General features: G+C 68.6%; 41 protein-coding genes. 4 read left to right on the top strand and 37 right to left on the bottom strand.

Going from position 1 to position 24081, the window contains the following annotated elements; all coding sequences use genetic code 11:
- Positions 1 to 32 precede the first annotated feature (32 nt).
- The 6 genes from OTB20_RS19350 to OTB20_RS19375 all read right to left on the bottom strand — a co-directional run bounded on the left by OTB20_RS19350 (position 33) and on the right by OTB20_RS19375 (position 5061).
- Positions 33 to 1415, bottom strand: a complete 1383-nt coding sequence (locus OTB20_RS19350) for a phage portal protein (RefSeq protein WP_267819116.1) — start codon at positions 1413 to 1415, stop codon at positions 33 to 35.
- 11 nt (positions 1416 to 1426) lie between these two features.
- Positions 1427 to 2998, bottom strand: a complete 1572-nt coding sequence (locus OTB20_RS19355) for a hypothetical protein (RefSeq protein ID WP_267819117.1) — start codon at positions 2996 to 2998, stop codon at positions 1427 to 1429.
- A complete protein-coding gene (locus OTB20_RS19360) occupies positions 2979 to 3188 on the bottom strand; it encodes a hypothetical protein (RefSeq protein WP_267819119.1) in 210 nt (69 codons plus the stop codon). Before OTB20_RS19360 ends, OTB20_RS19355 begins: the two co-directional genes overlap by 20 nt.
- Entirely contained in the window at positions 3188 to 3544 is a 357-nt protein-coding gene (locus OTB20_RS19365; RefSeq protein WP_267819121.1) for a hypothetical protein, read from the bottom strand. The genes OTB20_RS19360 and OTB20_RS19365 overlap by 1 nt, the downstream gene beginning before the upstream one ends.
- Positions 3545 to 3870: 326 nt before the next feature.
- A complete protein-coding gene (locus tag OTB20_RS19370) occupies positions 3871 to 4608 on the bottom strand; it encodes an HNH endonuclease (protein ID WP_267819123.1) in 738 nt (245 codons plus the stop codon).
- Positions 4609 to 4701: 93 nt separating this feature from the next.
- Positions 4702 to 5061: a holin gene (locus OTB20_RS19375; RefSeq protein WP_267819125.1), complete on the bottom strand. Its 360-nt coding sequence runs from the start codon at positions 5059 to 5061 to the stop codon at positions 4702 to 4704.
- 51 nt (positions 5062 to 5112) lie between these two features.
- Here OTB20_RS19375 and OTB20_RS19380 point away from each other — a divergent pair, with 51 nt between their 5' ends.
- The gene (locus OTB20_RS19380) at positions 5113 to 5349 is read left to right on the top strand and encodes a hypothetical protein (protein WP_267819127.1); all 237 of its coding nucleotides are present in this window, start codon (positions 5113 to 5115) and stop codon (positions 5347 to 5349) included.
- A 24-nt stretch (positions 5350 to 5373) separates the two neighbouring features.
- Here OTB20_RS19380 and OTB20_RS19385 read toward each other — a convergent pair whose 3' ends face one another.
- From OTB20_RS19385 to OTB20_RS19395, 3 genes are read right to left on the bottom strand one after another with little or no spacing between them, the layout of a single operon-like run.
- Positions 5374 to 7032, bottom strand: a complete 1659-nt coding sequence (locus OTB20_RS19385) for a hypothetical protein (RefSeq protein WP_267819129.1) — start codon at positions 7030 to 7032, stop codon at positions 5374 to 5376.
- Positions 7033 to 7050: 18 nt separating this feature from the next.
- Positions 7051 to 8166 carry a hypothetical protein gene (locus OTB20_RS19390; RefSeq protein WP_267819131.1) on the bottom strand — a complete coding sequence of 372 codons (1116 nt, stop codon included), beginning with the start codon at positions 8164 to 8166 and terminating at the stop codon, positions 7051 to 7053.
- Positions 8167 to 8183: 17 nt separating this feature from the next.
- Entirely contained in the window at positions 8184 to 8423 is a 240-nt protein-coding gene (locus tag OTB20_RS19395) for a DNA-binding protein (RefSeq protein WP_267819133.1), read from the bottom strand.
- A 477-nt stretch (positions 8424 to 8900) separates the two neighbouring features.
- On the opposite strand from OTB20_RS19395, the gene OTB20_RS19400 reads away from it, so the two are divergent.
- Both OTB20_RS19400 and OTB20_RS19405 read left to right on the top strand, forming a co-directional pair.
- Complete coding sequence (locus tag OTB20_RS19400) at positions 8901 to 9167, top strand: hypothetical protein (RefSeq protein WP_267819134.1); 267 nt, start codon at positions 8901 to 8903, stop codon at positions 9165 to 9167.
- Positions 9164 to 9346, top strand: coding sequence for a hypothetical protein (locus OTB20_RS19405; protein ID WP_267819136.1), 183 nt, complete (start codon positions 9164 to 9166; stop codon positions 9344 to 9346). Before OTB20_RS19400 ends, OTB20_RS19405 begins: the two co-directional genes overlap by 4 nt.
- A gap of 6 nt (positions 9347 to 9352) precedes the next feature.
- Here OTB20_RS19405 and OTB20_RS19410 read toward each other — a convergent pair whose 3' ends face one another.
- The 14 genes from OTB20_RS19410 to OTB20_RS19475 form a co-directional block, all read right to left on the bottom strand.
- The gene (locus OTB20_RS19410; protein ID WP_267819138.1) at positions 9353 to 9793 is read right to left on the bottom strand and encodes a hypothetical protein; all 441 of its coding nucleotides are present in this window, start codon (positions 9791 to 9793) and stop codon (positions 9353 to 9355) included.
- 16 nt (positions 9794 to 9809) lie between these two features.
- A complete protein-coding gene (locus tag OTB20_RS19415) occupies positions 9810 to 10073 on the bottom strand; it encodes a hypothetical protein (protein ID WP_267819140.1) in 264 nt (87 codons plus the stop codon).
- A gap of 9 nt (positions 10074 to 10082) precedes the next feature.
- Positions 10083 to 12077: a hypothetical protein gene (locus tag OTB20_RS19420; RefSeq protein WP_267819141.1), complete on the bottom strand. Its 1995-nt coding sequence runs from the start codon at positions 12075 to 12077 to the stop codon at positions 10083 to 10085.
- Positions 12078 to 12149: 72 nt separating this feature from the next.
- A complete protein-coding gene (locus OTB20_RS19425; RefSeq protein WP_267819142.1) occupies positions 12150 to 12974 on the bottom strand; it encodes a hypothetical protein in 825 nt (274 codons plus the stop codon).
- A 1-nt stretch (position 12975) separates the two neighbouring features.
- A complete protein-coding gene (locus tag OTB20_RS19430; RefSeq protein WP_267819143.1) occupies positions 12976 to 13443 on the bottom strand; it encodes a hypothetical protein in 468 nt (155 codons plus the stop codon).
- Between the two features lie 131 nt (positions 13444 to 13574).
- Positions 13575 to 13808: a hypothetical protein gene (locus OTB20_RS19435; protein ID WP_267819145.1), complete on the bottom strand. Its 234-nt coding sequence runs from the start codon at positions 13806 to 13808 to the stop codon at positions 13575 to 13577.
- A 184-nt stretch (positions 13809 to 13992) separates the two neighbouring features.
- Positions 13993 to 15075 carry a hypothetical protein gene (locus tag OTB20_RS19440; RefSeq protein WP_267819147.1) on the bottom strand — a complete coding sequence of 361 codons (1083 nt, stop codon included), beginning with the start codon at positions 15073 to 15075 and terminating at the stop codon, positions 13993 to 13995.
- A gap of 32 nt (positions 15076 to 15107) precedes the next feature.
- Positions 15108 to 15332, bottom strand: coding sequence for a hypothetical protein (locus tag OTB20_RS19445; protein WP_267819148.1), 225 nt, complete (start codon positions 15330 to 15332; stop codon positions 15108 to 15110).
- A 33-nt stretch (positions 15333 to 15365) separates the two neighbouring features.
- On the bottom strand, positions 15366 to 15764 hold the full coding sequence (locus OTB20_RS19450; protein ID WP_267819149.1) for a hypothetical protein: 399 nt from the start codon (positions 15762 to 15764) through the stop codon (positions 15366 to 15368).
- Positions 15765 to 15798: 34 nt separating this feature from the next.
- Complete coding sequence (locus OTB20_RS19455) at positions 15799 to 15966, bottom strand: hypothetical protein (RefSeq protein WP_267819151.1); 168 nt, start codon at positions 15964 to 15966, stop codon at positions 15799 to 15801.
- The gene (locus OTB20_RS19460; protein WP_267819152.1) at positions 15966 to 16148 is read right to left on the bottom strand and encodes a hypothetical protein; all 183 of its coding nucleotides are present in this window, start codon (positions 16146 to 16148) and stop codon (positions 15966 to 15968) included. The genes OTB20_RS19455 and OTB20_RS19460 overlap by 1 nt, the downstream gene beginning before the upstream one ends.
- A complete protein-coding gene (locus OTB20_RS19465) occupies positions 16148 to 16309 on the bottom strand; it encodes a hypothetical protein (RefSeq protein WP_267819153.1) in 162 nt (53 codons plus the stop codon). The genes OTB20_RS19460 and OTB20_RS19465 overlap by 1 nt, the downstream gene beginning before the upstream one ends.
- On the bottom strand, positions 16306 to 16650 hold the full coding sequence (locus OTB20_RS19470) for a hypothetical protein (RefSeq protein ID WP_267819154.1): 345 nt from the start codon (positions 16648 to 16650) through the stop codon (positions 16306 to 16308). The genes OTB20_RS19465 and OTB20_RS19470 overlap by 4 nt, the downstream gene beginning before the upstream one ends.
- Complete coding sequence (locus OTB20_RS19475) at positions 16647 to 16871, bottom strand: helix-turn-helix domain-containing protein (RefSeq protein WP_267819155.1); 225 nt, start codon at positions 16869 to 16871, stop codon at positions 16647 to 16649. Before OTB20_RS19475 ends, OTB20_RS19470 begins: the two co-directional genes overlap by 4 nt.
- Before the next feature lie 274 nt (positions 16872 to 17145).
- On the opposite strand from OTB20_RS19475, the gene OTB20_RS19480 reads away from it, so the two are divergent.
- Positions 17146 to 17904: a GntR family transcriptional regulator gene (locus OTB20_RS19480; RefSeq protein ID WP_267819156.1), complete on the top strand. Its 759-nt coding sequence runs from the start codon at positions 17146 to 17148 to the stop codon at positions 17902 to 17904.
- Positions 17905 to 17956: 52 nt separating this feature from the next.
- On the opposite strand, the gene OTB20_RS19485 is transcribed toward OTB20_RS19480, so the two are convergent.
- From OTB20_RS19485 to OTB20_RS19550, 14 genes are all read right to left on the bottom strand, one after another.
- Complete coding sequence (locus OTB20_RS19485) at positions 17957 to 18577, bottom strand: hypothetical protein (protein ID WP_267819158.1); 621 nt, start codon at positions 18575 to 18577, stop codon at positions 17957 to 17959.
- A gap of 30 nt (positions 18578 to 18607) precedes the next feature.
- A complete protein-coding gene (locus tag OTB20_RS19490; RefSeq protein WP_267819159.1) occupies positions 18608 to 18862 on the bottom strand; it encodes a hypothetical protein in 255 nt (84 codons plus the stop codon).
- Positions 18859 to 19113 (bottom strand): DUF6085 family protein, encoded by a 255-nt coding sequence (locus tag OTB20_RS19495; protein WP_267819160.1) that lies wholly within the window; start codon positions 19111 to 19113, stop codon positions 18859 to 18861. Before OTB20_RS19495 ends, OTB20_RS19490 begins: the two co-directional genes overlap by 4 nt.
- Positions 19106 to 19948, bottom strand: coding sequence for a hypothetical protein (locus tag OTB20_RS19500; protein WP_267819161.1), 843 nt, complete (start codon positions 19946 to 19948; stop codon positions 19106 to 19108). Before OTB20_RS19500 ends, OTB20_RS19495 begins: the two co-directional genes overlap by 8 nt.
- Positions 19945 to 20124 (bottom strand): hypothetical protein, encoded by a 180-nt coding sequence (locus OTB20_RS19505; RefSeq protein ID WP_267819162.1) that lies wholly within the window; start codon positions 20122 to 20124, stop codon positions 19945 to 19947. The genes OTB20_RS19500 and OTB20_RS19505 overlap by 4 nt, the downstream gene beginning before the upstream one ends.
- The gene (locus tag OTB20_RS19510; protein WP_267819163.1) at positions 20121 to 20339 is read right to left on the bottom strand and encodes a hypothetical protein; all 219 of its coding nucleotides are present in this window, start codon (positions 20337 to 20339) and stop codon (positions 20121 to 20123) included. The genes OTB20_RS19505 and OTB20_RS19510 overlap by 4 nt, the downstream gene beginning before the upstream one ends.
- Positions 20336 to 20590, bottom strand: coding sequence for a hypothetical protein (locus OTB20_RS19515; protein ID WP_267819164.1), 255 nt, complete (start codon positions 20588 to 20590; stop codon positions 20336 to 20338). Before OTB20_RS19515 ends, OTB20_RS19510 begins: the two co-directional genes overlap by 4 nt.
- Positions 20587 to 20943: a hypothetical protein gene (locus tag OTB20_RS19520; protein ID WP_267819166.1), complete on the bottom strand. Its 357-nt coding sequence runs from the start codon at positions 20941 to 20943 to the stop codon at positions 20587 to 20589. Before OTB20_RS19520 ends, OTB20_RS19515 begins: the two co-directional genes overlap by 4 nt.
- A 77-nt stretch (positions 20944 to 21020) precedes the next feature.
- A complete protein-coding gene (locus OTB20_RS19525) occupies positions 21021 to 21572 on the bottom strand; it encodes a hypothetical protein (RefSeq protein ID WP_267819168.1) in 552 nt (183 codons plus the stop codon).
- A 116-nt stretch (positions 21573 to 21688) separates the two neighbouring features.
- A complete protein-coding gene (locus OTB20_RS19530) occupies positions 21689 to 21964 on the bottom strand; it encodes a response regulator transcription factor (protein WP_267819170.1) in 276 nt (91 codons plus the stop codon).
- Positions 21961 to 22143 (bottom strand): hypothetical protein, encoded by a 183-nt coding sequence (locus OTB20_RS19535; protein ID WP_267819172.1) that lies wholly within the window; start codon positions 22141 to 22143, stop codon positions 21961 to 21963. The genes OTB20_RS19530 and OTB20_RS19535 overlap by 4 nt, the downstream gene beginning before the upstream one ends.
- A gap of 71 nt (positions 22144 to 22214) precedes the next feature.
- Positions 22215 to 22934 carry an SAM-dependent methyltransferase gene (locus tag OTB20_RS19540; protein ID WP_267819174.1) on the bottom strand — a complete coding sequence of 240 codons (720 nt, stop codon included), beginning with the start codon at positions 22932 to 22934 and terminating at the stop codon, positions 22215 to 22217.
- Positions 22934 to 23383: a hypothetical protein gene (locus tag OTB20_RS19545; RefSeq protein WP_267819175.1), complete on the bottom strand. Its 450-nt coding sequence runs from the start codon at positions 23381 to 23383 to the stop codon at positions 22934 to 22936. Before OTB20_RS19545 ends, OTB20_RS19540 begins: the two co-directional genes overlap by 1 nt.
- Entirely contained in the window at positions 23383 to 24072 is a 690-nt protein-coding gene (locus tag OTB20_RS19550) for a hypothetical protein (RefSeq protein ID WP_267819176.1), read from the bottom strand. The genes OTB20_RS19545 and OTB20_RS19550 overlap by 1 nt, the downstream gene beginning before the upstream one ends.
- Positions 24073 to 24081: the final 9 nt, after the last annotated feature.

Here is a 24081-nt window from a genome sequence, read left to right on the forward strand (position 1 = left end):
GAAGGCGAGTGCGATGTCCTCTGCGGCCGGCACTACCCCTCCGTGGGAGCAGGCTCGGCCCCGGGAGGCTGCTTGGGCCCGTACTCGGCTGCCAGATCGCCGCCCATGGCCCGCTGCAGAGCGGACTCGTTGAGAAGGCGCCACCGCTCGATCTCCTGCGGCGTAGCCCCCCAGCGCTCCCACAGCACCTCACGTGGGACACTGAGGCTAGACATCTTCACGAGTGCGTCGGTGAGTTCACCCTCCGTCCGCCACTCCGGGCTCTTCCAGACGATGCGGGCCTGCGAGGATGCGATGCCCGCCAGCCGCATCGTCCGCTCTAGTCCCTCCTCGAGGAAGCGGCACCGTTGGTAGATCTTGTGGATCAGCCCCGCCTCGGCGGCCTTGAGGGCCTCGGCGCTGAGATTGACCATGGAGCCGAGGAGGTAATGCGGCGGGGTAGAGGTGATCGCCGCAATGTCATGGACGTCCGCCTCCTTGCCCTTGAGGTAGCCGGTGAGATCGGCGGCGGCGAACTGGCCGAACTTGGCGCCGTTCTCCTCAGCTATGAGGATCTTGTTCACGGCGACGTCGAACGGCTCGATGTCCTGGCCGTTCTCGTCGACCGGGATCTCCATCCCGGTGACCCACTTTTGCGGGAAGGCCGCGAACTCCTGGGTCATCATCCGGTCGGCGATGGTCTTGTTGATCCGGTCCTGGATACCGATGACCGAACGGAGCTCGCTGGCACCCGGCTTCAGCATCCGCGGCCGGTTCGAAAGCTCACCGAATGGCACCGCGCCCAGGGCGTTCTTGCCGCCCCACTCCTCGCCAGCCACGGCCCGCTGGACCCAGACCGGCTTGCCGCCCGTCTTCGGCTCCGGGGCGTCGAACTTGTAGATGTTGCCGGGAAGGTAGACCGTGCAGCACATGCGGCCCGTCCAGTCGTCCATCCACAGCTTCAGCGCGGCAGCCAGGTCGCCGGGCGCCCCGGGCATCGCCTCCGTGATGACCTGCGTTGGATGCTCCGGCGTGATCCGATACCCGGCCTGAGCACCCCCTGGCGGCGACACCATCAGGTACGAGGTTCCCCGGATTGCGGCCTCAAGGAATCCCAGCTGACTCCCGCCATCCAGGTTGTTGTCCTGCCACAGTGCCCACGCCTGATCATCCAAGTCGCCTTCAACATCCGACTGGAAGCCGGCCACCTCCAGGCGGCCGACCAAGGCATCGACGACCAGCTCCATGTAGTTGGCCCGCGACATCTTCAGCAGACGGCGGAACGGCTCACGGGCCTTCTCGTGAAGGAAGGGCAGCGGGTGCTCGCACTCGTAGTAGTCGTCGAAGACGTTCGTCTCCGCCGTCCTCTTACACAGAGCTCCGTACAAGCGGTCTCGCCACCACTCCGGGGACTGGACAGCGTGCTGCTGAGGCATCCGGCCCCCTCTCAGAATCCGCGCGCCCTACGGCGCTTGGTCTTGGCCTGACCGGCAGCAATAGCGTCACCAGCGGCCTCGTGGGCGAGGATTGAGCACATGCCGAGGTCGATCTTCTGAGTGAGAGACGCCTTCCCCAAGACGTACCGCCCCCCAGGTCGCGCCGCCTTCCGGGCGTTGCCGATGTGGGCGGTCGCCGTGGGGCACCCGTCGTGCCGAAAGGTCGAGTCGGCCTTCGTGACGTCGGTCAGGAGACGCTCGGCGGCCGAATGCATCTGTGCGGTCCGCTGCGTGTACCAGCGGACGACCTTCTTCTCCCCGTACCTGTCGGCCCACGTATCGACTTCCGTCTCCCAGTACGGCGGGTCTGCGTACATGCGGACCACGTCGTAGCGAGCCATGAGGTCATCCAGGGCCGCATTCACCTCGAGGCGAGGCACCTGGCCTCCCCACTCAGCCGGATCCCACACCGTTGGCAGGTTGTCGGGGCCGTAGGTGGGCGTGAACTGGTAGCCGTCGAGTGTCTCCGCCCGGAAGCCGGTCCAGTCATCCGAGTCTGAGCCGTCGAAACCCAGCACCACCCGCGGCTTGTCGGGCAGCTCCTCTGGGGCGGCCCGGGTCTCCCAGACGGCCCGCTCCAGCCAGGTGCCGGTACCAGCCGTGATCCGGTTACCGAAGAAGCGCTCGGCCTGGGCGATGTCCTTCTCGATGAGCTCGGCGGCCTCGCCCTCGATGGCGTCGAGGTCGACCCAGCCGCCGCGGCCGGCGCTGTCGCCGTACACGGTTCGGTGGATCTTGCGGCGGTCCGCCTTCAGCTTGTACTGCAGCCGGGGATCCGCCATCCGGTGATCGCGGTAGATGTCCTGGACCCGCGACTCCGCCGTCCGCTGGGCCACCGAATCCTCCGACGGATCCCATGCGTTCGTGGTCTCCACGCTCCGGCCGCCCATGCCGGCGAGGCCGCGGCGCTGAGTCTCGGCGACCGCGACCATGCCCGACGTGACGGTCCACAAGCCTGTCTCGTCCTGCACCACGAACGTGACGCGCTGCCCCAGGCGGGTTCGGGCGCGCGAGGTGACCGGGTCGATCCGGCCGCCGTTCGGCAGGTTGATGCGGGTGTCGCCGGTGTCGGTGATGACGTCAGCCAGAGGTCCCAACTCGATCATCGGTTGGAGCGCCGCGTACACGTTGGCCGTCTGGTCCTCGGAGTTGGCCGCGATCTGGATCAGCGGGGTCGGCCACTCCCGGCCGACCGGCTCGCCGGCCGCGTCCCAACCGTCAAAGAGGACAGGGCCGACCGCCTCGGCGCAGATCAGCGCCGCCGAGAAGGGGCCCTTGCCCCACTTCTGCGGCCTGACCAGCTGGCTGCGACGGTAGGAGAACGCCGGAGCACGCTGCCCCGAATCTGCCGTCGGCTTCAGCCGGTAGTGGTGGGCGAGGAACGTCCACATCTCGTCCGTGAGCCTGTACGGAGAGCCAACACGATCCCCGTCCGGGATGACGCAGTACTCCTCGATCCACTCTCCGACAGCCCAGCCAAGGGTGGGGAACTCGCCCGCGTGGTCAGGGCCCCGCCACGGCATCGGCGCTGCCTTCAATCAGGGACCTGCGGACGACCGCCAAGTCGGCAGGCCCGTCAAGGACGACGATCATCGAAAGCCCGAGAATGTCCTTCAGCTGCTCCATGGCGAGCCGGGAATGCTCGGCTGAAAAGCCTTCCTGCCTGCCGATCACCAGTACGTCGCCCGGCTCTACAGTCAAGATCTGCGCCATCAGGAGCCTCCAGCCGCATCAACATCTACGATCTTCAGTCGCTGCCGAGCGGACTTCGGCGCTGACCGCGAACTGCGCTCTTGCCGTTGCTCGGCAACCTCGTCGGCGGCCACTTCCCACCGAAGCCGAAGCAGAGACTGCGGGTTGAGCCCGAGACGGTCCTCGAGCTGACGGGCTTCCGTGGCTGCCTTGATGTTGCCCGCTTCCGCCAGCACCGAGAAGCGAACGAAGCGGGCGACAGTGAGCTCGGAATGCGTCCGCTCCCACATCACAGCCTGCGGCGTTTCCCACAGCGAGTCCCAGAGTTCGGCCTCGCGCTCCCGGGCCACCTCAGAGCCGACCTCGTCATCACTCACGACAACTGGCGGCAGCGGGTACCTGGGAGCTGGAGCCTTCCTGCCCTCGGCCGGCAACTGGGTCATCGCGAACGTGGCGTTGCTCCGCCGTCGCTGCCCGGCCGGCTTGGGAGGCGGTCCAAATCCTGACATGTGATCATCCCCTCGCGCCGTTGCGGCACGTCGGCGCCGGCCGTTGCGGCCCGCGCTGGTGTCACGTTCTGTGATGACTTTCAAGATCGCGGAGGGTGCCAGACCCGTAGACACCCCGAGCCACCTCCCCGGCGGTCCGCTGGAGATCACCGAAGGGGGGTAGAGGGGTGGGTAGTCATCACATACCGTGATGATCAACCGATCAGCATCAACTGCTCGCCACCATCGACGTAGCCGTCGCTCTTGATCGAGTTGCACAGGTAGTGAGCGGCCTGAACGTTGGCCGGCTCATGTGTTCCACCCTGGGCCAACGGGATGACGTGATCCAGCACTGGAGCGAGCGGCGCCGGCACGACGGCCCCTCGTCGTATCGCCCGTCCACACAGGTGGCAACGCCAACGGTCGCGCTCGAAGATGGCGCGCGGCAAGACGGGCGCAACGAACGCATTCCGCTTGCGCGCCCGGTACCTGTACTTGGCCTCGCGCTTATCGTCACGGAGCTTGATGATCTCGCACTTGAGCGAGCACGTGACCCTGTTGTACGGAGTGGCGAAGAGGTTCCCGCACACGGTGCAGATCGGGAAGGACACGCGCCACGACGGCCAGGTCTCACGCGTGGCAACGCTCCGACAAGGGTCAGAGCACCAACGCTCCACACCGGTTCCGTCGGCGAAGATGGCGCGACACCAGTCGCAGGTGGGGAAATATACGGGGCTGCTGTACCGCTCGTTCTGCAGGAACCAGCGGCAGGCGTAGGAGCAGACGACACGTTCGCGGCTCCTTCCCTTGCTGCACTCGGTACCGCAAACGCTGCATGCCGCGGCTTGCGGCTTGTGCCTCTCAGGCTTCTGCTGGTTGTAGTGCGTGGAGCACAAGCCCTTGGCGCGGTGGGCCTTTCCGCACTCAGGTTCGCTGCATATACGCTCGACCATGTCGACCTGCTTCCATCAGATCGGCCACGCCCCGGGAGTGTTGACGCACTCGCCGGGGCTCGTTGCTGCATTCTCGCAACCTCCACTGACAGTTCAGGCGTTGAAGCCGCCGGGCTGGTGGTCGGCAGTCGCCCTGCTGTGGCAAGGGCCGCACAAGCCACGCCCGTGCTTCGGGTCGTCAGGGTCGAGGCCCTGCGCGACGAGCTCGCGCCGGCTGTGCGGGTGGTGGTCGGCGTGGACGCTGGGCGCCCGGCCGCAGAGCACGCACGTCGGATGCTGGGCCAGCACGCCCGGCCTGAACCGCTGCTCGTGTCCGCGTCCGTAGCCGCGCTGCCGCGCCGTGCCGCGCTTGGCCTCGGCCTGGGCCCGATGGTCAGGGCAGCGTCCGCCTTGGTCCGTGTACTCGGGACAGCCGGGCTGGCTGCACACCCGCCATCCTGTCCGTCTGGCCACGGTGATCACCTCCGTGGGTCTAGCCTGTGGCGCCTGAGCCAAGGGGTGGGGATGCAGGAGCAGCAGAGGCCGAACTGGGCGCGCGGTCTGGCAGCGGTGGGACTGGCGTTGTTGACCTTCGGGGCGGTGCTGGGCTTCCTGCTACTGCCGATGATCCTCGGCGGCCTGATCCTGCTATGCGTCGGTGTGGCCACAGCCGGCACCGGTGGGGAGCGCGTCGAGTTCCCGAAGCCCGAGCAGACGTGGGAGCCGGGCGACAGGCCATGGGGGAAGCGCAAGCCTGAGTGAACAGGTGGCGCCGTGGTGAGCAGGTCAGGAGACGCCGTACCACTGGGAACCCCAGCCGGTGTTGATGATCGTGGTGAGCTGGCCGGACAGAGTGAGCGACGAAGGCAGGGATGTCTGCGCGCTCAGCATGTTGCTGTAGCGCAGCGCACCTGCGGACAGCCCCGCGTTGACGGAAATCCCGGCGCCGGTCCCCTTGAACGTCAGGCTGTTGGTCGTCCACGTGCCGTTGAGCAGCATCGCGATGTAGTAGAACCCGGGCGCCGCGACGAACGGGGTGGCCAGCGGCAAGGCCTTCGGGGTAGCGCCTGTCATCAGAGACGCCGAAATGTCCGCCGTGACGGCCACCCGGGTGCCGGCCGCGTCGTACACGCCGAGGTAGCAGTTCACCAACGTCGCGCCCGCGTCGATTCCGCTGAGCCCGATCCAGATGTTCGACCAGGTGATCTGCTCCCTGATCGGGATCTTGACGAGTGTGATCCGGCCCGCGACGCCCGCGTTGGACTGCGCGGTCACGTGCCCGGCATCGTTCGGGTCGCCGGTCCACGTGATCAGCCCTTGCTCGGACGGGCGGGGTAGCCAGGACCCGGCCGCGCTCCCGTTCACGGAGCCGAAGTTCCACAGGCGCATGCACCACGGGTACTGGGTGTTGGCGTACACCCTCCCCGTGCTCGTACCGCTGTGTACGAGCGCGATGGTGATGTTCCCGGAGCCGTCGATGTGCCCGGCCTGCACCGTGAACATCTCGCTCGCGACCTTGGAGAAGGACACGCTGGGGTACAGCCACGGGGCGCCCTCGGTCAGTGGGCTGCTGGTGTTGGACGACCCGTAGACGGAGATGGCGCCTGCGCTGGTCAGGAGGGCCACGTCCAGGTAGTGGCCGCCGTTGTACATCATGGCGAGGTCCACATCGATGCGGTCCCCGACGGCCGCCGGGATGGAGCACTGGAGGGGGGTGCCCGCGCTCGTCTGGACGATGATCCACGGCGTGGACGAGGGCAGGTCGGTGACGGAGCCGTCGGTGATGTTGGCCTGCGCCGCCGTGACGACCGTGCCCGAGGCGCCCATCGCGCCCTGCGCGCCCGTGGCCCCGGCCGTACCCGTAGCGCCCGCAGTGCCCTGAGGGCCTTGGCTGCCTGTCGCTCCGGTAGGACCGGCGTCGCCCTGAGGCCCAGTGGCCCCGGCAGGCCCGGTAGCTCCAGTCGCGCCAGCAGGACCTTGGGTGCCGGTCGCACCCGCCGGTCCGGTTGCGCCTTGCGATCCCGTCGCACCGGTCGCACCGGTCGCGCCCTGCGGGCCGGCAGGACCTTGAGGCCCAGCAGTGCCGCTGCCCGTGCCACCACCAGGGGCCGGTACGGGGGTGAGGGCGGCCAGGTCGACCGTGCTAGCCCCGGTGATGTTGGCCCAGAAGCCGTACCGCTGCCCGCGGGAGGGCTGCACGTCGACCCACCAGCGCCAGCCGGCGGGCTCGATACCTGCCGCGTCGCAGGGGAGAATCTGCACGCTGAAGTGCGCCGCGTCGTCGAGGGGCACACCTCCGCCGCCGGTGTAGACAGCGTTGCGCCCGGAGTCGACAAGGCGGGCCGACGGGGTGAGGACGACCTTGCCCTTGAACGGGGTTCCGGCGACTGCGGACGGCAGCGTGCCGGTGAACGTGACGACGGGGGTGCCGGCGGGGAAGGCCACGGTGCACCTCCTCGCTGGTCAGCTGATTCCGTCGCGGTCGTCCCGGTGCGCGATCCGTACCGACGACGCGTAGGCGCCCCGCAGGTCGTAGAACGCCCGGCTGCGCCGTGAAGCGGCGGTCCGTCCGCACTGGTCGTAGACGATCGCCTGCCTGCTCGGTGCCACGGTCTGCGTGTACTGGTGCCGGCCGGTGAGCTGGCAGCCCTGGTAGCGGACGCCGCCAGCGTTGGTGTAGCGGTGGGGGGCGTAGTCGTCGGCGGCCGAGGCGGGCTTGAAGGCCCAGGCGTCGTCCATGCAGCCGATGAACTGGACCTGCCCCTTCCACGCCGAGTCGATGACCTGGTTCGCAGGGTCACGGGGCTCGAAGCGGGTGCCGACTACGGTGAGGCTCTGCACGCTGTCGTAGTGCGTGCCAGCCGGCATGTAGAAGAACCGGCTCGGGCGCCCGTCGGGCCGCTTGTCGACGTGGATCCAGCTGCCGCCAGAGACGTTGATCGCGCCGCCCTTGTCGAAGCGGAGGATGTCGCCGTAGCGGGCCTCCATCTTGCAGTCCCGGAAGCTGTAGTTCAGGAACTGGTCCTGCTGCGGGTACTGCGGGGACAGTCCCGAGTGGAACCAGGCGTCCTCGTAGGTGCCGGTGACGGTGCAGCGGTCGAACGTGAACTCGGAGTTCAGGTTGGACTTGTCGCCGCCATCAAGGCCGATCCCCCGCAGCCAGCTCCCGCGCCATTCGCAGTTCGTCCAGCCCCAGTCCTGGGCGCCGACCGCACCGTAGGAGGTGAGGGCGACCGCAGCCGGGTTGGTGGAGCGGAAGGACAGGTCGTAGAAGCGGACGCCCATCCAACGGTCCTGGTTGATCATCAGGGGCGTCTTGCCGGTCATGACGATCTCGGTAGACCTCTTGCCGGTGCCGCGAATGGTCAAGCCCTGGGCTCGGCCAGCTACGGGCGGGAGGATCGTGTCGGTGACGGAGTAGGAGCCTGCCAGCTGGACCTCGACGGTCGACACCGGTACGCCCCCGCCTGCATCGGCACGGACCTTCTTGTCGACGTCGGCGAACATGCGCTGGAAGGCGGACGTCGCGTCCTTGCCGAGGGTGGCGCCGTAGTCCTCGGGACGGAGGATCGTCGGCATGGGCACCTCCGTCTGGCTCAGGCGGCCTTGGGGTTCCGCTGGGGAATCGACGGCGCTACACCGGGCGCGATGAGCTCGCGGGTCCATTCGTCACGGTCGGCCTTGTTGAGCTCGAACACGTTGTAGCGGACGTTTCCGCGGCCGGATCCGTATCGCTGAATGCGGCCTTCGTGTGCCCAACGGCGGATGGTGACTCCTGGTCGGCCTGCGTAATAGGCGGCAGCGTCCTCGGTGACGAGGGCTGTTCGGAGGGCCATATTCACCTCCACCCGGAAACGACTGAGGCCCACCACGGTGGGCGGGCCTCAAAGCCAGAGATGTCCAGTGAGAGACACCTTACGTTCGCCAAGGTCAGACCGTCAAGCTTGATTGACAGGGAAGAAGTTCCGGCCATCCGGCACGAGCGATCCGGCCCAGTTGGGAGGGCCTAGGCGATCCCGCATCTCGACGATGTGCAGTTGAAGAGCTGGCCCGGGATGGAAGTACTCACCACTGGCCCGTAGTGGGCGGAACTCCCGATGGCGCGCTGTCTCCAACTCCTGCCCTCCAGGCTCTAGGGCGAGGACTTCATTTGGCCGGATGGACTCGAAGCGGCCTACCAGGTTGATCGTGGTGCCGATCTTTATGAGGTGACCGCATCGGACGTAGTACACCCAGCGCTTTCGACCCACAGGGTCGGTGTCAGGGGTGACGGCTGGATCCGGAATCGGTTCAGGGGCCTGGTCTCGCCGGAAGTGGCAGAGCTTGGCGGCTATCTCGACGGCACGGCTGTCTATCTCTACGCCTGCGAGTTCCATGTGGTGAAGCATGATCAGGATGTCGGCGCGCGCGGGGTCCGCACGGTCGACCTTGTCGGAGTGGGGTATCCGATCGCCGATATTCTCGTGTGCCCATTCAGGCAGCTGCCCTATGTGTCGAACCACGCGCTCATCCTCCTCCTGGGTACTGACATCGAGTTCTCCTGCAGCGTGGCTCGGCGCCCCGGCACACTGTGCGCATGACCCTCCGCTTCGCCGTGATGGCCGACAGTCAGCGCGAGTGCGCCGAGGGTCTGGCGCTGCTCCGCGAGCTGGGCGTCGACGTCACGCTGCTGCCGGCGCAGTTGTGCGGCGACCGGTGGATCGCGCGGGCCGTGCCAACGCCGACGGCCCCGGCCAGTGAAGGCCAGGGCCGCGGGTAGCGGGTCTCACTTCTTGTTGATCGTCTTGGCGAAGAAGCCGCGGGTCTCGCTGCTGGTACTGCGGTCCACCTGGTTGACGTTCCCGTGGAAGTGGTTCTCGGTGTGCATGCCCTGTAGGCCACGTCCGGCGGAGCGGATCAGCGCCCCGATGGCGAGGACCAGGGCTACGGGGCCGACTGCCCCGATGGCGAGGGCGGCAGGATCGACGTGGCCGAGGGTGTAGAGCACGAGAGACGTCGCCCCTCCGATCGGGAGCGAGGCGGCTCCGGCGCACAGCATGAGGGCGCTGGCGTCGGTAGCGCGCTGGGACATGGGTGGCCGGCCGGGCTGCGGTACGGGCGGGGTGGAACCAATCGGGGGCAGCGGGCTCGGGTCGCGGTAGGTGGTCGGCTGCTGCATGGCTTCGTTGATGGCGGCGACGAGCTGAGGATCGGGCTGGCTGGTCATGGCGGGTGAACTCCGTTCAGTCCTTGTGCTCGGCGGCTAGGGCGTTGAGCTGCTCGTTCAGCTGGGCAACCTCGGTGACCTTGTCGAGGATGGGACTGAGGTCGAGGCGCAGGGTCATGTGTGCAGGGGTCGCCTTGCGTAGCTCGACGCGGAGACCCGAGCCGCCGGGGTTCAGCATGGTCAGGTGGGCGTCGAGGAGCTGTTCGGCGGCCTGCAGGAGGGTGTAGATCTCCTGGGCGTTGGTGGCGATGAACTCGTACTTGGGCGGGACGGCGATCATGGCGGGCTCCTAGGCGGCTTCGGCGATGCCGGGTGTGTCGACGAGGGTGTCGGCGTGGTCGGGGTGGGCCCAGACGCCGCGGTCGACGTCGACGGCTCGGCCGGTCTTCTTGAGGCGGCTGAGGGAGTTCTTGACCGCGCTGACGGTGAGGCCGGTTTCCTGCGCGATGACGTTGCGGCCGACGGCGCGCCCCTTCTGGAGCAGGAAGGCGGCCACCCGGTCGTCGCTGCCTGCGGGGGCTTCGGCTTCGATCGCGGCTGTCGCGGCCGCTACCGGGTCGCCGGAGGCGGCTTGCAGCGTGACGGGGATGGCGTCGTCGGGAAGCACGACGGTTTCGCCGCGGAGCCGGGCCGCCAGGCGTGCGAGGCGTTCGGTGTACGCCTTGCCGGTGCAGGCGGCGGCTGAGGCTTCGATGGTGGGGGTGGTGCCGCTGAGCGCCCAGTGGGCGGGGTCGCGGTCGAAGTGGGCGCGGAACTGGGCTTGCCGGTTGTCGGGGCCCTTGATGAAGCCAAGGCCTGCGGTGGAGGTCTTGTCGGGCCAGTACATGGGCAGCTGGCTGGGGTTGACGTCCCAGCCGGGGAGGCCAATGGAGTCGGTGAGGCTGCTGGCGGTGCGGAACATGACGGTGTTGCCGGACTGGAGCTGTTCGCGGATGTCGGTGGATTCGGGTCCGGAGCCGTACATGTTGGCCTTGGGTCCCTGGAACACGAGGCGCATCTTGATGCCGCACTTGCGGGCCATGAGGACGATCTCGAGCATCAGGGCGGGCGCGCCGGGCAGGGCGAGGACGCGGTGGGCTTCGTCGATGGTGACGGAGATCAGCGGGTCGGGGTCGCCGACGACGAAGTGGTCGCGGCCGCGCAGGGTGCGGCCCTTGTGGTCGGTGAAGAGCATCATCGAGTAGCGGGCGGACCGCTCGTACATGATCTTGCGGACTTCGTAGAGCATGGCCATGCCGCCGAGGGCGGTGTCTTCGTACCAGTCGACGGACTCACGCCAGCGCGGCAGGGACTGTCCGCCCTGGGGGTCGCAGACGAAGCTGACGATGCCGTTGTGGCGTTCGGTGCCGAGCAGCATGTCGAGGAAGCGGGACTTGCCGCCGTCAGTCGCTCCGTAGACCACGGAGTGCACAGGTCCGGAGGGCTTCCAGAAGGCGTAGTGGGCGGGGTCCCCGTCGTAGAAGATGCCGACGGCGGCCTGGCCGAGCTTCACGTTGAGGATGTGCGGGCCCGGGTAGTCGGTGCCGGCGGCGAGCGGGTTGTGATCGAAGATCGCGATGATTGCGCGGCGGGCGGACTTTCCGGTCGCCTTCTCGACCTGGATCATCTCTTCGGGCAGGTCGAGGTCGCCGGCGATGTCGGCGACTGCGGCGGCCGCGCGGCGCCAGTTGCCCTTCTTCAGGACGATGACGCCAGTCCAGCCGTAGTCCGTGGTGACGACGTCCACGAGCTTCGAGCCGGGCAGGGACCCGTCAGCGGAGGCGACGTTCTCCTGCCAGGCCTTCATCTGCTCGCCAAGGTCACTGACGGGGGCTACGGTGCGGCGTCCGCGGCGCCACCAGTAGATGCCGTGGCCGAGACCCCAGGCTGCGAGGAGTCCCGGATAGGGGCTGTCTCCGAGCTGCAGCCCGCCCGTGGCCGCCATCGACGTGAGCAGCGATCCGCCGGTGAGGACTGCGGAGACGCCAGCTACGAAGTCGCGGCGGGCCGGCAGCCGCTTACGCAGGCGCCGCTTGCCGACACGCCCGTCCCAGCGTCCCCATGCGGCGGTAAGGGCCGCGCTGGTCACGGTGGCGGCAACTGCGGTCTTCCAGCCGTCCACGGGCATCGACAGTGCGCTGCCGGAAAGAGCGAGGGCAGTGGTGGCGTAGAGAGGGGCCATGCTGCGGCGGGTGCGGTAGGCGAGACGCATAGTTCGGCGGGCTCGCTTGTTGGCACGCTTGGGCGCCTTCCGTGCGGAGGTGCCGGCGATAGCGGGCTTCTCGACTGTGCTGGTGTTCGACATGGCGGCCGTGTCTCCGTGTGTCGCTGCGGGAAAAGGGGCGGCCCCGGTGTTCGCCGGGGCCGCGGGCGGGGCTTAGACGTCGTTGGTGTAGGCCTCCTTGGCAGCCATCCGCCCGCCCTGGGCGGCTACGGCCTCCTGGATGTGGGTGTGGCGTTCGTGGATGTTCTTGCTGGACTGCGAGGCGATGGCGGCACTGTCCAGGGCGGCCTTCTGGTGCTGCTGGGCACTGTTGAGGGCGGCCGTGTACTGGTCGCGGAGCGCGTACAGCTCCTGCATGGTGCCGCCGTCGTCGCCGAATTCGAGGGCGCCGGCCTGCTCGATGGCGGACTCGATGGCGGCGAGCTGTTCGGCGGCCCGCTGGGCGAGTGCGGCGGCTTCCTCGGCGGTGACGTTGGCTTCGGACGCGAAGCGGGCGACGGCCGCCTTGAGGGTGTTGACGCCGGTGACTTCGGGGATGGTGGCGAGGGCCATGTCGTTGTCTCCTGTGGTGTCGGTGCTCTCGGGCGTCTTGATCAGGACAAGTGCGGGCTTTGCCGCCGGGGCGGGCGGCGGGGTGGGGCTCGTCGGCTTGGGTGCCAGGTCGGGCCCAGGGGCGCCGTCGGTGCTGATGTCGTCACCGATCTCTGCCGGGGCGGCCTTGTTGAAGCGGTCTGCGGCGCGCTTGCGGGCCTTGGGCCATTCGCGCTTCCAGCCGCGCACGAAGCCCTTGGTGAAGGTGTGGGCGAAGGTGGCGCCGGTCGCGGTGTAGGCGGCGATCTTGCCGCCGAGCTTGCGGCCCTTCTTCTTGCCGGCCTTCGCCGACCGCTTCTTGTGCTTGTCGCTGACGTCGCCGAGGGCGTTGTCGATGGCTTTCGCGCTGGTCCAGGCGATCGCGAAAAGCAGGATGAGGGCGAGCACGTCAGACCCCCAGAAGGAAGCCGACGAAGGATCCGACCTGGGTGGCGATGAATCCCAACGCGCTCGCGGCTCCTGATCCGATGGAGCCAGGGATCATGACGACGAGGAACGGGGCGGCCACGGCGAGGACCAGCGTGCGGGGCTGCACGCCGTTGGCGAAGTCGGAGACCAGCCAGAGAATCGCGGCCAGCGCCAGGGCGAAGCTGATGCCGACGCCCGTGTACTGGCCTACGAGCCCGGACACCGCGCCATCGAGGGCCGTGACCGTCCGGTTGAGGAACTGTCCGACGGGGGTGGAGATCAGCCCGACGGACGCGGTGAGGACGAGCACGACCTGAATCTGTGGGCTCTTCACCTTCGCGGCAAAGCGGCTGATCCATGGAAGGCGGTCGGCGACGTACAGGACGCCGGCAGCTCCAAGGCAGGTTCCGCCGGTGGCGACGGAGATTCCAGCATCGATGGCGGGCATTTTGGGGTTCCCCCTTGCGGTTACGGAGAGTTGATGGTTTCCTCGCGTGCGCGTGCACGCGCGGCCGCGCCTTGGGTTTCGCCGGCTTGGCTCGGCCGGCTTGAGCCGAGCCGTTGAGCCATCACGCCGAGTTACTGGTCGGCGAGGGACTGGCGCAGGTCATCCAGGAGCTGGACGGCCTTGCGGGTAGCGGCGGGACGTTCACTTTCGGGGAGTCGGGCGATGGTGGCGCGGAGCTGATCGGCGGCCGCGGCGTACTCGGCGGCCGGCCCCTGCTGGGCGGCCTGCTTACGCCGGTCTCCCCAGAAGGCGGCGGTCCGGGCCTGCTGCGCTGCGGTACGCGCCTGCTTGGTCCGGACCGCCATGGAACTGCCTCCTGCCGTAGTGGTGGGTCGAAGCCCGCCGGGTCTGCTTGCCGGGTCTGCGAACGTTCCGCTCCCCGGGTCACTCCTCGGCTGGCCTGCGGGTTTGTGGTTCCGACTGCTTCCGGCAGTCTCAGCAAGGTCCAGCTGGGTGCGGGCTGGGCCTCACTGGCGGTGCCGGGGGCGGTTAGACAGATACGGTTTCGAGTTCGCGGGTCTCGATCTCGCCCCAAGTCCGGCGGACGCGGTTCTCACGGGCCTGGAACTCGGCTTCCTTGAAGGCGGCATATGCCTGCCGGTAGGAGCGGGGGGGCTCCATCGCATAGCGGAGCCAGCGCACGACCACTTCGAGCTGCTCGTCGGTGAGGGTCGTCTTCGGCTCGGGAACTTCGACGCCGGCGGCGGCAGCGAGTTCCTCAAGGGTCATGGCGCCTTTGACGAAGGCCTGTTCCGCTCCAACTTCGCTGTCCGTTACGTCAGGGGCCACGGACGGGATGGCCACGGCTTCGATCTCCGGGGTGACCTGCGTGGCCAGCGCGTGGCCACCCTGCTCAGGCGGCGTGCGGCCAATACCCGTGGCCACGGGGCGCGGCCCGACGGCCAGGAGCTCCCGGGACATGAACGCGGCGGCCTTCACTCCGTGCTTCCTGTCGGCTGCGGCGAGGGTCTTCTCGGCCTTGGCTCGCGCCTTGCTGATCTTCTTCTGGGCGTCAGTCAGGACTTCAGCACGAGCGGTCTGGCGGTCGAGTTCGGCAAGGTGCCCGGCGGTCTCGTCGAGGACCTCGGTGCGGGCTTCCGATCGGAGGTGGCGGGCGTCAGCTGCCGCAAGGGCTCGGGCATTGCGGGCAGAGGCCGACTGTTTGGCGATCAGGTCGGCGGTGGCACTGTCGGCGAGCATGTTGTCGGCGAAGAGCCGCAGTCCCATGAACGCCGCTGCGGCCACGGGGACGCCGGCGTAGACCTTGGCGTGGCCCAGGAGCAGCAGGGTTGCTACCGACACCCCGATCGCGATGGCCGCGAGTCCGAGGAAGACGGCCATGCCGACCTTGGAACGCTGCCGGATTGCGACTTCCGACATGCGCAGGGAGCCGATCCACAGTGCGTCGTAGGCGATGGCGATGGACCAGCCGACAACGAGGGCGGCCTTGCCCTGCAGGCCGATCATCTGACCGAGCTGGCCGCCGAGGGTCGCAGCCATCAGTACCAGCGCCGCTGCGGTCAAGACCTGCTCGAGGATCGGGAAGGGCTTTAGACCCTTGATCCACTTCATCGTTTCTCCTCCCGAAATGAAGCTGGCGGCCATCAGGCGGCGATGGCGACCGGCTGGTCGTCGAGCTCGTCACGAAGGCTGGACGACCGACGGTTCATGCGGTCGTAGGCGGTGGCCTCGAGCCAGACTTCGGCGGCGGTGTCGAGGTTGCCGAGGGCAACGGCGGCGAAGTAGCGGTCCTTGATGCCTTGGCGGGCCTGGTGCTCGGCCCAAGCGGCTTCGGTCTCGGTCGGCGTCTTGATCAGGGTGAAGCGCATAGCGGTGGTCCTTCCGGTGGTCAGGCGGGATGGTCAGGAGATCCAGGCGGCGAGTTCGGCGCCGTCCTGGCGACGGGCGGTCCAGCCGCTGCCGTCGCGGGTGAAAACGGTCGGGGTGACGGCGACGGTCACGCTGCCGTCGCCGAGCTGGACACGGAGCTGGTGGTGGTCGTCGGCGCCGAGCGTGAGGCGGGTGTAGGCGGACATCGCGGCCAGCACCCGCCGGTCGGTCAGACCGGTACCGGTGACGATGCAGCCGTCCACGCCGGCCTCGGGGTCGAAGGAGGCGACGAGGAGGCCGTAGTGCTCGGACTCCATGTCGGCGGCGGACGGGGCGAACTCGTCGTCGGGGTTGTCGGCGATCTCGCAGCCGGTGCTGCAGTACGGGTAACCGCCGGGGGCGTCGCAGTTGATGCAGGCGGGTCCGGACATGACGGTGCTCCTCGTTGGTCAGGCGGGAATGGGTTCAGCGGTGGGTGTGCTGCTGGCCGGTGCCGAGACCGCCGAGTTGAACGCGGGCGTAGCCGGGCCCGTCGTCGTCGTCCGGCTGGGCTGCCTTGTACTCGGCAGCGCACTGCTCGACGGTCGCCGGCTGGTCGATGATGCTGTGGCCCGACTGGGCGGAGGCGGTCATCACTCCTCCGTCCCTGCGAGTTCGTCGATGACCCGCAGAAGGGCTTCGACGGTGTACTCGAGGGCGCCGAGCGTCCGCCAGATTTCGCTGTCGCTGGCCGCGCCGGTCATGGCCTTGGACGTGGCCAGGGTTTCGCGGGCAGTCTTGACGGTGGCCCCGCTGCTCAGGCTGAGGGCGGCCATCAGGCGGCGCTCGGCTGGCGGCGGACGTAGGACGCCTCGACGTGGGCGGCCCGGTCGGCGTCCGACATCGGCGGCAGCTCAAGGACGAGCGGGCCTGAACCGGTCTTGCGACCCACGACGATCCGAAGGCGAGACGGGGCAGCGGAGGCGGAGGCGCTCATGCGGGCACCCCTTCGAGCATCGGGCTGAGCTCGACGTCGAACGGTGTCGGCAGCGGCTCCATCTCGAGCTTGTACGCCTGCGCCGTCAGGTAGCGGGTGAAGAAGTCCGTCTCATACTCACCGAGATTCGGGGAGAGCATCACGACGATGCGGGCGCCCCGGACTACCACGCAGCCGAAGAAGTCGGCGTCGGTGATCGTGGAGGTGATGACCTCGACGTGCAGCTCGGTGGTGAGCTCGGCGAGCGGGGCCTCGAAGACGTAGTCGAGGGTCGGGCGCTGGCTGGGGACCAGGCGGAGGGTGGGCTGCGTGGGCTTCGCGAGGAGGGCCGTGGCGTTCACAGCATCACCGCCAGGTCGCTCGCCGGGATGCCCCGGTCGTCGAGGTACTGCATGAACGCGACTCGGCTGACGCGGATCGTTCCGCGGCCGGAGCCAACTCGGTAGGAGGGGAGTCGGCCTGCGGTGATCTCGCGGTAGATGGTGGCCCGGTCAAGGCGCAGCGCGTCGGCGATGACCTTGACGTGGAGGGGATTGTCCTGGCCCTTCCTGGGGGCAGGCACGGTACGCTTGTGCTGCATCGCTGAGACCCAATCTCTGATGCGCTGGCCCTGGCGGGCCCGGTGTTGGTAGCACCGGGATCACCCTGCTGGGGCCTTTGCGCGTTCCAGGGCATTGCGGAACTTGCGGCTTCTGCCGAAGTTGCCGATGGCTAAAGGTTATGACGAATGTCGGTCTGAGCGCAAGGGCGTGAGCGACTCGTCACCCGATCTGCTGTAGTCCCGCAGGTCAGTCCCATGGTTCACTTGTTGTGACCAATAACCAGGAAGGGACAAAATGGCACCTCAGGGCAAGCCGGCTTACCAGCAGATCGCCAACGACATCAGGCAGCAGATCCACGACGGCGCCCTGCAGGCTGAGGACCAGCTGCCCACCGAGGCTGCCCTCATGGCCGAGTACGGCGTTTCACGCATCGTGGTCCGCGGGGCGATAGAAGCTCTTCAGAACGAGGGTCTGATCGTCAAGCAGCAGGGGAAAGGGACGTTCGTCCGCGAGCAGCGGCGTCTGGAGAAGCGAATCTCGGGCGACCTTTACGGCAAGCGGCCTACTAGCTCTCCTGTGAAGGCGGCGACTGAGGCTGGCGGGCGACGATCCGAATGGGACGCGACGACGCGGCGAACCGTGGCCACTAAGGCCATCGCTGAGCGTCTGGCGATCGAGCCTGGCGACGAAGTCATGCGCACTACCTACAAGTTCTTCGCTGACTCCGACGTGATCAAGATGTCGACCTCGTATGAGCCTCTAGCGCTCACGGGCGGCACACCGATTGAGCACCCCGAAGCCAGCCCTGTCACAGGCGTCGTGCCACGCTTCGACCTCATCGATCTCCACATCACCAAGGTGATCGAAGAGGTGAGCGCCCGAGCGCCGCGGCCTCAAGAGGCAGAGAGCCTGGAGCTTCCGCCTGGTGTTCCGGTGATCGTCGTCACGCGCACCTACTACGCTGACGAGCTGCCAGTCGAGACGTGCGACATCGTGGTTGCCGCTCATCGATATGCGCTCTCGTACACGATCCCAATCCCGCCGGCTGAGTAAGTCTGACCCCGGACGCACGAAAGGGCCCCCACCTCGACGGTGGGGGCCTTCTTCACGCCGCAGTCCGTTCGATCATGGGCAGTTGCAGCACTTCGGCTTTCCCGTACTGGGTGTCGCAGCCGGGGCAGGTTTCGCCGTGGGTGTCGATGTTGGTTTTGATGGTGCTGCCGCAGGGGCACTTGACGGGGATCTTGATGGGCGGTCGGCCACCGGCTATGAGGGCTTCGCACTGCCGCCTGATGCTCCAGAACTCGCGCGCCGCTTCGTCGAGGGCCGGATGCCGGCTCGCGGCCTGCGGCAGGTTGAGCCGGAGCGTGGCGACGGCCCGGTCGACCCGGTACTGAAGCCGGCCGCCGATGCCGACTTGGGCGAGTCCGTAGCTGGCCCAGTCTTCGACCCACTGCTCAAGCGTGGTGACCAGGCCACCATTGGCGGTGAGGTCGAGGATCTGCAGGTTGGCCGGGATGGGGGCGCCGCGGGTGCCGGAGACTGCCGGGCCGCTGCTCGCGCTGCCGCTGGGGTGGATGCGGAGGCAGAGGCGGGCGTACAGGCCGCCGGGGCCGGAGAGGGCGAGCAGGTTTTCGGCGATGCGCCGTTCGCAGGGCCGGCAGATGGTGCGGCCGGCTTCGTCGTCCCACAGGGTGCTGGTGCAGATGCAGCAAAGCGAGTTCACGGCGTGCTCCTTGTGCGGCGGTGCGGTGGGTCAGGCGGTGGGCGGCTGGCCGGTGAGTGAGCCGTCGAGGTAGGCGCGGCCGATGGAGGCCTGGAGGTTGGTGAGAATCCCCTCCATGGCGTCCTCGGCGCTGGTGCCGGCGGCGACCTGGGCGGCGGCGCCGATGCCGGCGATCAGGCCGGTGACGAACGCCTGCGCTGTCGGGTTGTTCGCGTCCGACGTCATCGGGGTGATTTCCTCGACGATGGCCTTGAGGTGGGTTCGGGTGCGCTGGTCGAGAGTCACGGCTGGGCCTTCCAGTTCGGGCCGCGGAGGGCGGCGGGCATGGCGGGACTGTCGAGCTTGACCGTCTCCGGCCCCACGCCGATCACGCGGATCTTCGAGTAGTCGATGCGCCGCTCGAGGATCCGGGTGGCGGCTTCGGGGTCGGGGCAGTCGATGCGGGAGCAGGTGACGTAGCCGCCGTCGCCGAGGAACAGCGACGCGCCTCCGCAGGCTGGGCAGCGGCCTTGGACTTCCGGGTACGCCTCAGGCATCGCGCGTTTCCCTCGGCTGGTGAAGGGCGGAGCGGATGCGACCAAGTTCGGCGACAGGGTCGCGGTCGTAGGGGTTCCTGGCTTGCCCCTCGAACTCGATGGCGTCCAGCTGGGTACGGACTCGGTCGACTGCGGCCCGGTCGGCGCGGAGCCGCTGAATGACGCTTTCATGATCGGCCTGGAAGCAGGTCCCGGCCCGCATGCCTGCGTCGATGATCCGCCCGACCTGCTCGAGGCGTTGCGCTGGAGTGCCCCGGTTCCAGGACCAGAGCCATTCCGCGGGGGTGGGAGCCGGGTGCCGTGGGCCGGCGGGCTCCTCCTCGCCCTCGTGGAGGGCGGCCAGCTCGTCCCGCAGTCGGTCGATCTCCTTGGCTTGCGCGTCGATCTGCTGCTGGAGCTGCCGTTCGGACTCACGGCTGGCGGCGGCGTCCTTGTGGGAGCGGTCGCGGGTGTCGTCGAGGAGTCGCTGGATGCGGACCGTGCGTCGCTGGCTGGCGTCGTACTGGTCGGCGGTGGGTCCGGCGTCGCCGCGTCCGCAGTGCGGGCAGTAGCCGGTGGCTTCCGCGCTGACGGCCGGGTCGTTGCCGCCGGTCCGGATGCACGGGTTCTCGCCGCACTGGCAGTCGGCGCACGGCCAGCAGAACGGCTGCTCGCGGTAGTTCCGGTAGGTGACCGGCCCACCGCCGCAAACGCAGCACGCTGCGGGGGTGGAGAGGGCGAGGACCGCGTCAACGACGGCTTCTCGGCCGGCGGGTGGCAGCCACATCCCGAGGGTGTTGATGGCCTGTTTGGCGGCGTCGATGGCCTGGTCGCGGAGGGTGGGGATGTCGGTCACGGCAGGTCTCCGGGTTCGTAGGCATCGACGGATCCGACGGTGATCGTCTTCCGGTAGGCGCGCGGTTCGTCGGGGATGTTGGCGTAGGGGTGGCGGCCGGCCGGGACAGCAGGCGCTGCGGTGTCGCAGGGCTCGATGTCCCAGCCGGGCCACCACAGCTCGAGCTGGCCGGTCATGCTCGGGGCGGTAGGTCGCGGCCGTGGATGTCCTCGTAGTGGCCCCACCGGCCTCCCTCCCAGTAGTCGACGCGGGCGTCGGTGGCGGGGCTGTCGCCGTGAAGGGCGGCCAGCAGGAAGGCGTAGGCGTTGCGCTCGCTGGTGTGGTCGGCGGTGGCGTGGACGTCGGGTCCGGTGAGGGTGACGCGCCACGGCTTGCGGGGTCGGGCGGTCACCGGCTGCTCCCGTCGGGCTGGCTCCCGTTGATGGCCCGCGCGACGGCCATGGCTTCGGGGCAGGCGCTGCGGTGCCCGAACTCGGCGAGCGTGTACGCCTCCTGGCGGCCTTCGCGTTCCAGCCAATCGGCGAGCAGGAAGCCGAGCTCGACATCGATGCCGATGTTCAGGCCGGGATGGCGGGAGGGGTTGCGCAGTTGGAACGCTGCGGCCTTGAGTTCCTCGGCGGCGGGCGCGGGCTGCTGGCTCATGCCCCGGCCCCCTCGGTGGCCATGCCGCACAGCAGGCCGACAATCTCGTCCGCTGCGGCGCCGTGGCCCATGTCGCGGAGGCAGGTCTCCAAGGTCACGCTGATCTCGCCCAGGAGTTGGGCGCGGCGCTCGGACGGCGGGACGAGGCTGGCCTCTTCGGCGGTGGCACGGGCGCGCTGCTGCTCGGCCGCGGACGGTCGGTTCCATACGGCGTCGCAGGCGTCGTGTACGCCGGTCCACAGCTCGGCGCGGCGCTCGGCATTGCTCTCCGCCCAGTCGTCGCGCATCCGGTCCACAGCGTGGATGAGGCGGTGAACCTCGACGGGCAGGTCATCCAGTTCGGTCGGGCTCACGGTCTGCTCCTTGGTGGGTGGGATGCTCGTGGTGGCCGTCGGCCCGCGCTGCCTGCGGGCCGACGGCAGTGGGCGGGTCAGGCGGACGGGGCGGCGGGCGGGTCAATGTGGAGCGCGCGGAGCACCGTGTTCAGGACGCTTCCGGGGTCGGCGCCTTCCTCACCGGAGGCGCCCTCAACGGCCCACCAGGCGCCCGAGTACTCGTTCGGCGTGAGCACGCGGCGGGTGGCGACGCGCTGCTCCGCGAGCCGTGCGTAGTCGGCTTCGGACAGCTCTCCGGGGCGATGTTCGGTCTCGGCAAGACGGCGGATCAGGTGGGCTACGCATCGGGCGCCGCGCGCGGCCTCGATCCCAATGAGGGCTTCGAGCCGGTGCCCCTCGTTGTGGGCCAGGTCGTTGGCCTCGCGAAGGGCCGTCTGGCGAGCCGTGTCGTGGAGCGCTTCGAGGCTGTACAGGCGGTCCAGTTCGTCCGAGAGGGCGTCGGTCAGGTCGTCGGCGATCTGCTCGGGGTTCAGTTCGGCGCGCGGGACGCGGTCGAAGATGACGGTGAGGATGCGCTGGATGCCTTGACGGAAGTCGTTGATGCCTTCGTCGGGGGTGATGGGCGGCTGGCTCTCGGACTGGGTCATGTCGGGCCTTTCGGTCGGTTGTTGCGGCGGACTGTCACGTGCCGCCCTGTGGGCCGCTCGGAGGCGTGGGTGAAGCCGAGGGGCTATCTCGGGGCGTTCGGGCCTCCTGGCCCCCTTTACGCGGCTTCTCGGGGCTCCTGCGGTCGCACTCGTTCCAAGAGTTCGTCCGGGATTCGGATTTCGGTGAGCGGGATCAGCTGCAGTCGGAGGGCGACGGCGACGGCTTGGGCCCGGTCGTGGACGCCGAGGTTGCGGTAGGCGTTTTGCAGGGTCGTGTTCACGGTGTCGGGGGTGACCCATAGCCAGGCGGCTATCTGCGCTGCCGTGTTGCCGTTGGCGGCCAGGGTCAGCACTTCGATCTGTCGGCGGGTGAGGATGCGGCGCCGGGTCACCGCTGCCTCCGGTACCGCTCCGCGATCGGCGTCCCGGTGGCGTCGAGGTGGCCGTCGGCGGTGGCGAGGAGGAGCAGGGCCCGCTGGAGGGCGTCGGCGGGACGCTGGCCGGCGTAGTAGCGGCGGAGGATGTCGGCGGTCCGCGCAGTGGCGATCAGCCGTAGGACGGTGCTGGCCATGTCGTTCTCCGTTCGTGGGATGCTCTTCGGTGCGGACGCCCTCGCTTTCCTCGAGGGCGTCCGTCCTGCGTTCAGGCTGCTGACGGGAGCCGCGCTGGGATGCGGGCTGCGGCCTGGCGCCCGATCCACTGCGCGTAGGCCGGCGGAATGGCCTCGCAGACCTCGCGGATGCCGAGGGGGATGTCACCGCCAGCCGGGACCTTGATCCACGGCATGCGCATGGCGTCGCAGGCGGCGTTCTGCCAGGCGCGGGAATGGCGGCCGCCGGTGATCGTCATGAACGGCTTGGCCTCGGTGGGCAAGTAGCCGTTGCGGGTGCAGATTGCCGAGTGCGCCGGGTGCGCGGGGGCGGTCAGTGGCCAGTTGGTTTCGAAGAGCCGGTGCCGGTAGACGCGGAGGTCGAACATCGGCCCACACAGGAGGGTCGGATCGCGGAGTTCGGGTGCCGCCGCTTCGACGTTCTCGATGACGTAGGGCAGGCCTACCGCCTCGAACGCTTCCCGGGTCGGGCCGATCAGGTCGGGATAGACCTTGTGGTTGTAGGCGTTCAGTGGCGTGTACAGCTGGCAGGGCGGGGAGCCGTGGCCGAGGTCGTACTCGTGGCCGTGGGCTCGGATGTACTCGATGGCGTCGCCCTGGATGAACGGGAATGGGTAGTGGGGTTGCGGGTTGATGTCGACGCCGACGACGTTGAAGCCGGCGAGGTAGTAGCCCATGGCCATGCCGCCGGAGCAGCTGTAGGTGTCGAGGACGGTGAGGCCGTTCGGTTCGCGGTCGGGGAGCGGGAGCATCAGGCGGCCTTTCGGGTGCGGAGGTCGGCGTAGGCGGCTCTGGCGGTCTCGACGTCGCGGCACACCCAGTCGCAGCGCTCAGTGCCGCCGTACCCGGACCGGTTCTCCGAGCCGGTAAGCCGGAGCTGCTGCCGGTGCAGCGCGTCGTGCAGCTCCTCAGCGGTGGTCCACGGCACGTCGGCTGGCGTGCGGTTCGGGCTACGGGTGCAGCCGTGGAACATCTGCTGCGCGAGCGACGTGACCCGGTCTGTGCGCCCATCCCGACGCGGCGCGTTGGCGTGGAGCCAGCGGACGAACGTCGGCTCCAGCGGGACGGCGTGACGCCGGCCAGCGGGGCAGTGGGGGCGGCCGAGGCCGGGATGCTGGTACAGAGTCCCGTCGGTACGGAGCCGGATCTCCTGCGTGCAGCCGGGGCATTCGCCGAGGCGGGGAAGCGGGTTGGTGTTCATCAGGCGGCCTTTCGGTGTGGGTTGTCGGTGGTCGGTGCTGCAGGTCCGGTGATGCGGGTGAACTGGAACGCCGTGGATCCGGTCTGGTGGCCATGGGCGCCGGCCAGCGGCCCCTGGCAGGCTCGGCATCTCGGGGCGTCGAACCAGGTGATCTGCAGGCAGTCGGGGCAGAGGGTGAGCCAGGCGCCACGGTTTCGGGCCGAGGCCCATTCGAGGCAGAGGGTGCGGCGGCGGACGAAGCCGCGTTCGTCGTGGTCCCGGATGGTGACGGGAGGGCGGCCTATGACGACGAGTTCGCCTCCCGGCCAGCGGCAGGTACATCGGAAGCGGGGGCAGTTGCAGGCGAGGGCTTCCGCGTACTCGTAGGCCTTCTCGATCCGCGGGACGCCTGTGCCTTTGACTTCGAGCCAGGTCCCTGTCTCCGGCAGGTGGAAGTCGGGGATGTAGCGGATGCCGGACGGGAGCGTGACGGTGGTGGGTTCGTACTCCCAGGCAATGGCGAGGTTGTCGAGGCTGGCCGCCCATGACGCCTCGAGTGCGGAGCGGAAGGTGGTGCCGCGGTAGACGGTCGGCCGGGCCTCGATGGCCAAGCCGCTGGCATCCGTGTCGTTGGCGCGGGCCTCGGCGGTGGCGATCGTGTCGAAGAGGGCGCCGAACGGTTGACGGGGGTCGTTGCTGCCGTGCTGCACGAGGGCTCC

The sequence above is a fragment of the Streptomyces sp. H27-H1 genome (genome assembly GCF_026627445.1).
In the GTDB taxonomy this organism is placed as follows: Bacteria; Actinomycetota; Actinomycetes; order Streptomycetales; family Streptomycetaceae; genus Streptomyces.